This window comes from Shewanella sp. (assembly GCF_051658185.1).
Lineage (GTDB): Bacteria > Pseudomonadota > Gammaproteobacteria > Enterobacterales > Shewanellaceae > Shewanella.
This window is the reverse complement of sequence record NZ_JBOFMC010000069.1, coordinates 1-6,591: the sequence shown is the minus strand read 5'-3', so window position 1 is coordinate 6,591 and position 6,591 is coordinate 1. Positions and strand designations below refer to the sequence as shown.

The 6,591-nt window shown below is 50.3% G+C and carries 4 protein-coding genes; 2 read left to right on the top strand and 2 right to left on the bottom strand.

All coding sequences use genetic code 11. The features are described 5' to 3' along the window. Positions 1 to 284: 284 nt before the first annotated feature. Complete coding sequence (locus ACRCZA_RS03110) at positions 285 to 1,073, top strand: TatD family hydrolase (RefSeq protein ID WP_438673024.1); 789 nt, start codon at positions 285 to 287, stop codon at positions 1,071 to 1,073. A 393-nt stretch (positions 1,074 to 1,466) separates the two neighbouring features. Here ACRCZA_RS03110 and rsmF read toward each other — a convergent pair whose 3' ends face one another. Further along, a complete protein-coding gene (gene rsmF / locus ACRCZA_RS03105) occupies positions 1,467 to 2,912 on the bottom strand; it encodes a 16S rRNA (cytosine(1407)-C(5))-methyltransferase RsmF (protein WP_438673023.1) in 1,446 nt (481 codons plus the stop codon). Between the two features lie 158 nt (positions 2,913 to 3,070). On the opposite strand from rsmF, the gene ACRCZA_RS03100 reads away from it, so the two are divergent. Further along, positions 3,071 to 4,297, top strand: a complete 1,227-nt coding sequence (locus ACRCZA_RS03100; protein ID WP_438673025.1) for a nucleoside recognition domain-containing protein — start codon at positions 3,071 to 3,073, stop codon at positions 4,295 to 4,297. Between the two features lie 326 nt (positions 4,298 to 4,623). On the opposite strand, the gene ACRCZA_RS03095 is transcribed toward ACRCZA_RS03100, so the two are convergent. Continuing rightward, the coding region (locus tag ACRCZA_RS03095) for an MlaD family protein (RefSeq protein ID WP_438673022.1) at positions 4,624 to 6,591 on the bottom strand (1,968 nt) is incomplete at its 5' end.

Here is a 6,591-nt window from a genome sequence, read left to right as displayed (position 1 = left end):
GATCTGACTTGCACTATGTAAAAGCGTATTGCCGCTTGCCATTTAAGCCTTGATTGCGCCAGTAAGTTTGTCCGTTTTGTCAGTGATGAGGTGATTGTTTGTGCGTTAGGTAATGAGTTTGCCTATCGGCGCCGTTGCTGGCTTGTTAGGCTGGGCGTTGTGCAGACTTTGGCATAGTGTCGTGGCAAGATCCGTTGATCTTAATGCGGCCCCATCTTGATTTGACCTCGATCCATTGGCTGGGTATCCTTGTCGTCCTTTTAGCTACCTGCTTGGATATTTCTGTGCTTATCGATTCACATTGTCACCTTGATCGCTTAAAAGCGGCGCCCGATCAACCTAGTCTTGAACAGATCATTGCCCAAGCAAAGGCTCGCGGCGTGGATTATATGTTGTGCGTTAATGTCCGCCAGCAGGGTTTTGCAGCGATGCGGGATAAAATGGCAGCATTTGAGCAGATCTTCCTCTCAAGCGGTGTGCATCCCTTAGATGTGCAAGAGGGGCTCGATATTGCGCAGATCCGTCGCTTTGCGCTGGAGCCCAAGGTCGTCGCCATCGGTGAAACTGGGCTCGATTATTTTTATGCCGATGATACTAAAGAGTTGCAGCGGCAATGTTTTGCCGAGCAAATCGCCCTTGCCGTTGACGTGAATAAGCCGTTAATCGTGCACACCCGTGATGCCCGTGAAGATACCATCAATATGCTGAAGCAAGGCCACGCCGATCGGGTGGGCGGGGTTCTGCATTGCTTTACTGAAAATTGGGAGATGGCGAAAGCGGCAATCGATCTTGGTTTTTACATTTCAGTGTCTGGTATTGTGACCTTCAAAAATGCTGGGGAGCTTCGCACTGTGATCCGCAAAGTGCCCAAGGATCGCCTATTAGTGGAAACCGATTCCCCTTATTTAGCGCCTATTCCTCATCGTGGCCAAGAAAATCAACCCGCTTATGTGCGTGATGTCGCGGAGTTTGTGGCTGAGCTTCGTGGGGAGCGCTACGAAGATCTCGCTGAGTACACTAGCCATAACTTCTTTACGCTCTTTAAGGATGCGGCGCGATTAGTCGGGCGTTAATGGCGCTTGGGGCTGCAACGCTAAACTGCCGCGACTCATGCACAATGGTAAATAAAGGAGATGTTTACCGCCGTGCTATTCATCCTGCCCTCGGTCTATCGCGCGGGCTTATGCATAACGGGCAAGGGCTTAACTTAGGTTGTACCAGCTAAGGTTGTGTCAGCTAAGGTTGTACCCGTTAAGGTTGTGCCTGCTAACATTGCGGCATAAAAAAAGGCCCGAAACGACGCTAGCTGTTTGGGCCTAGGGGAATGGCTCGTGAGAGAGCCATGCGCTACAGGTGAAAACGCCCATAAGAGCGTTTTACAGTAAACTCAGTGTAGTTGAGCTTTGCCCTTAAGGCGGGTTTTGCAGCCCCTTTTTTAGTTTATTCTCGACTTAAAACTAGCAGACCTATAACCCCGCGTTGTGTATTGGCAGCAATAGCACCTTATCTTTGACTAAGTCTCTGGGCAGATTATTTTTTAACTTATTACCTAAATGTTTAGCCATGCCCAGTGGCGCGCCGCCATAGCAGACAATCACCTCACCTTGAGCTTTCGTGGCGGTGTTAAGGGGCAGATCTCGTCCCATTAAATATTCCTTGGCTTCATTGTCGCTGACATTAATGGTTTTCGCCCTAGGGCCATTCTCGGGATTGACGAGGGCAATAATGGCTTCATGACGCACTTTAAAACCATGTTTACTGTGATCCGCCAGTTTTATGCCGATGCGTTGAAAGCGCATACGGCCAATTAAGGGGCTAAATTCTTTGGGAAATAGCCAATACTCTTCATCGCGCACCATGATAGTGTCATCGGGTAATTCAATCCCTAAGTCTTGTTCAAAGTAGCTGCGAACGGCGAGGGTTTGCTTTGGGTTAGCGGGGGTAAAAGGAAAGTTTTTTTGCAAATTGGGCTCAGGTTGCAAACGCGCAACTGAAGCCAGTTTAGTGATTTTTGCTACAAAAAATCCTTCACTGTCATAAATTTGAGGCCAGACGTGTAAAAAACCTTCGGGCGTAGTGGCGCGTTCGGCACCCACAAATAAATTCGCTAAGGATTCAAATTGCACTGCATCCGGGTAGGTTTGCTGGAGGTATTGGCAGACGCCTTGGTTTTCTAGGCGATTTAGGGTGCAGGTGGAGTAAACTAGGCTGCCACCCGGTTTGAGGGCTAAAAATGCCGATTGAATTAAGGCTTTTTGCGTCTCACTGATAGCCTGCACTTCTGTCAGACTCCATTGTTTGAGAGCCTCTTTATCTTTACGCACAGTGCCTTCGCCGCCGCAGGGGGCGTCGAGCAGTACAGCGTCAAAATGCTCGTACAAATACTCCCCAAACACCCGCCCATCAAAGTGGGTGAGTGCGCAGTGGCTCGCGCCCATGCGTAGCACATTGGCGTGGAGTACTTTCACCCGGCTTGCCGAGTACTCATTGGCAACCAGTAAGCCTTGGTTGTGCATGAGTGCGGCGATTTGGGTGGTTTTAGAGCCTGGGGCGGCGGCAAGATCAAGAACACATTGCCACTGGGAATGATCGCTAAATAGAGCGGTGGGCGGCAGCATTGAGCTGGCTTCTTGTATATAAAACAAGCCTTGAATGTGCTCTAGGCAATTGCCAAGTTGCTCTTCTTCATCGTAGCTGATCCAAAAGCCGTCAGGGCACCAAGGGATAGGCTCAAAGCGCCAGCCCTTAGGTTGCATCAAGCGCTGAAACGCATCGCTGGTGATCTTTAAGGTGTTGACCCTAATTGAACGGCGCAGCGGCCTGTCACAGGCGCTAATAAAACCGTCCATGGATAAATGGGCGGGCAGTTCTTGGGCAATTGTATTGATAAAATTTTGATTTAATTGAACCATAAGGAAATAGACTCTGTATCAACTGGCGTCAGTATATCATAATCCCTTCATGGGGCTGAGATTTTCTCCTGAGCCTAGCCTAGGCGAGCGCCCCAATAGTGCGTTTACTGGCAGTGGCCAATACCGCAGAGAATGCCATAGCGAGCAAGGGGAGCATTTTGTTAAATCGAGTGTGGTTAGTATTTTTTATCATTGCGCTGTGCGCCATTGGGCTACAACTCTTGACTGGCCATGTTGAGGTGCTGTCTGCGGCGGTAGCAGCACTGTTTGCCAGCGCTAAACTGGCGGCGGAGATCGCCTTAGGCTTGGTTGGGGTGTTATCGTTATGGATGGGATTAATGCGCCTAGGGGAAAAGGCGGGGGTCGTGAGTGCGATTGCCTTTGTATTTGAGCCTCTACTTAGGCGGTTAATGCCTGAAGTCCCAAAGGGACACCCAGCCTTTGGCAGCATGACGATGAATTTAACTGCCAATGTATTTGGCCTTGATAATGCGGCCACCCCCTTAGGCTTAAAGGCTATGCAGGATTTACAGAGTTTAAATCCGATGAAAACAGTGGCCACCAATGCGCAAATTCTGTTTTTGGTGCTTAACACTTCCTCGGTCACTTTAGTGCCGGTCAGTGTGTTTTTGTACCGAGCCCAGCAAGGTGCGGCAGCCCCTGCGGATATTTTTTTACCGATTTTACTGGCGACCTCGGCATCGACCCTCGCCGGTTTGCTGACGGTCGCGTTAGTGCAACGCATCTCATTATTCAATACCGTGGTGCTCGGCTATGGGGCGTTGATGCTCTCAGGTTTGGTCGCGAGCGTGTTTTATCTGCTGAGTTTAAGTGCTAGCGCGGTCGGCAGTGTCTCAACCGTGCTGGGCAATGGCGTGTTGCTGGCACTGGTGTTTAGTTTTGTGTTGGTGGCCGCGATGCGTAAGGTGGCGATTTATGATGAGTTTATTGAAGGCGCGAAGGACGGCTTTGCCCAATCAATTCAGCTCATTCCTTACCTGTTAGCCATGTTATTGGCGATTGGCTTGCTGCGCGCCTCCGGCGCCCTTGATTACTTACTGCAACTTATCGCCGCAGGGGTGCGCATTTTAGGTTTTGATACACGCTTTGTCGATGCGCTGCCTACCGCGCTGATGAAGCCTTTTAGTGGCTCGGGGGCGCGAGCGATGATGCTCGAAACCATGGAACATCATGGGGTGGATTCCTTTGCGGGGCGTTTAGCGGCAATTTTTCAAGGCAGTACTGAAACGACCTTTTATGTGTTGGCGGTGTATTTCGGTTCGGTGGGGATCCGCCATGGGCGCCATGCGTTAGCGTGCGGTTTAACGGCAGACTTTGCGGGGATCAGTGCCGCCATCGGCGTGTGTTATTGGTTTTATGGTTAGCTAATGCGGTGCTTGTTAATCGCGCGGAGCTCGTCAATATCGTGAGGATTAGTGAGCAGCTTAAGTGGTCGCTATGCAAACCGCAGCTGAAGCTGCTGATTTTTACTCGCATGTATCGAATCAATGCCGCTAAACATCGCGTTATATTCGCTTGGAGAAGGGCGTCACCTCGCGCTGCGATGGCGCCCCCGTCCGCGGTGGAATAATTGCTAGTGGTGCAACAATTGTCAGCGGTGGTCACCTCAACGACAGGTGACTCACCTTAAGCTTACCAATTGAGCACTTATGCCATATCGCGGCATGTTAGCGCAAGGATTGGTCCAACATTAGGGCTGAGCAAGACGATTCGCGGGGGCCCAACTTAGCCATTCTTTGTCAACTTGATGTTGCAATTTAACAACCGCACCAGACGGTAATCGATTACTCGCTTGAGTCGATTCTTTGGTTGCCACATTAATGCCGCCTGCGATGATGGTTTCGAGGGTGCCGGTTTCGATTTGTACCCCAGAAAAAATCCCTGCATCCACTTTAATCCCCGAGGCGTTCCAAAACTGGCTGCTTTGGTTCACTAAATCGCGGTATTGCGGTTCGATATGGGCCTGCATTAATACGCTATTGCCTTGACTTGAAAGCCGGTATCCATCAACTTGGCCGATTTTTATGCCGCGAAAGAAGATTGCTGTGCCGACTTTTATCGCGCCAAGACTGCTATCCTCAAGGGTAAATTTGAGCGCGCCTGCTGGCAGCATCGCAGTGGTCTGTGCTCCTAATTTGGCAGTAAATTGGTAGGCTTTTTGGCTCTTTTTGCCGGGTAAAACCCCAATATATGCGCCGCTGATGAGGGTTTCTGGGGCCTTAATTCCTGCTAAGGAAATTTGCGCATCGATGAGGTGATATTCACTGTCACTGCGGCTGAAATGCTCGGCATATTCGCCATAGAGGTAAGCGCTGGCCGTGAGGGTCGTCAGATCGGCATTCAGCTTTACCTGTGACACTTCACCGACCTGATGACCTTGATAGCGAATGGCCGCTTTTTCAGTTAATTTAGCGGACGCATCTAAGGTCAAGCGGATACTGACTGCCTGAGCCAAGGCCAAGGATTTGCTGGCATACAGTATGGGTGCAGCGGCGTTTGCCGAAGGTGACTTATCGAGTAGGCCTAAACTGATGCTGCCTTTTAACGCGCCCTGTAGCGGGGCTACCGCCACATTAATACCGGCGAGGCTGGCGTTAATGTCCACGGCATTATTGCGCCAAAAAACCTTAGGCTTGTGCAGTAACGCCTTAAATTGATTATCAATGGCGAGGGTAATGGCAAAGTCATTGGTGTCATTTTGCCATTTGACAGCATCAACTACACCAATTTGCATTTTTTGATAATAGATTGGTGAACCTTGGCTGACATCCGCACCATCTTGGCTGATTAAGGTCACCATAAGGCGATTTTGTTGTTTAAAAAAGGCCTCAGCACTGTCTTTGCTATTGAATACAGGTAAAGAGGTGTTGGCAGGCAATGGCTTAGGATCGGCCCCTTGAATAAGACTGACCGCGCCTTTGGTGAGGGTTGCAAAATCCCGTGATGTGACGGACAGTCCATCGAGTGAGGCATCAACCGTCACCGCCGCTTCCTGTACAAAATAGCTGCCACTGCGCACTAAATTGGCAAATTCGGGCAGAATTTCTACTCGGTATTCCACGGCAGAAAAATCCTGATTCAGCTTGACCGTCAGGACGTTACCTATAGGTAGCTGTTTATAACGTACCTGCGCACCAGGGGTGATCCCCATATTTTCGCTTGAGGTTAAGGTTAAAAAGCGTTTTTGCGAGAGTAGGACATCCGGCGCTTGGTGATGTAATGCAAAACTGGCGGGCAAGGCCGAGCCAATATCGATACCGGGTAAAAAGTTAATCACGCTGCCACTCAGTAGGCGTTCGGGATGTTTGATCCCGGAGAGTGAAATATCCGCCCCTTCGAGCCAAAAGTGACCATCGCGGGTGAGTAATTTGGCATATTCTGGTGCCAGTTTGGCCTGAGCCTTCACGCCATTGGCCGTTAACTCTTTGCCTAAGATGTTGCCTATGGTGATCCCGCGATACACGATGCGGGTGCCGTTCTCCACTCCATGCCCCTCATCCATGGTGAGCGTGACCTCAACACCGCCAAGGGCACTGGTTTCAGATTCAAATAGCGCAAAACTATCGCCGTTCTCGGCGGTCGCTGCGTTAGTATCGGAGCTAAAACTGACCCCGCCGGCGAGGATTGACGCTAAGCTTTCAGAGTTCACTTTCACGCC

Bases quoted from the DNA above. Each gene is read 5' to 3' on its own strand.
- rsmF (WP_438673023.1), bottom strand. From the start codon at position 2,912: ATGGTTCAATTAAATCAAAATTTTATCAATACAATTGCCCAAGAACTG.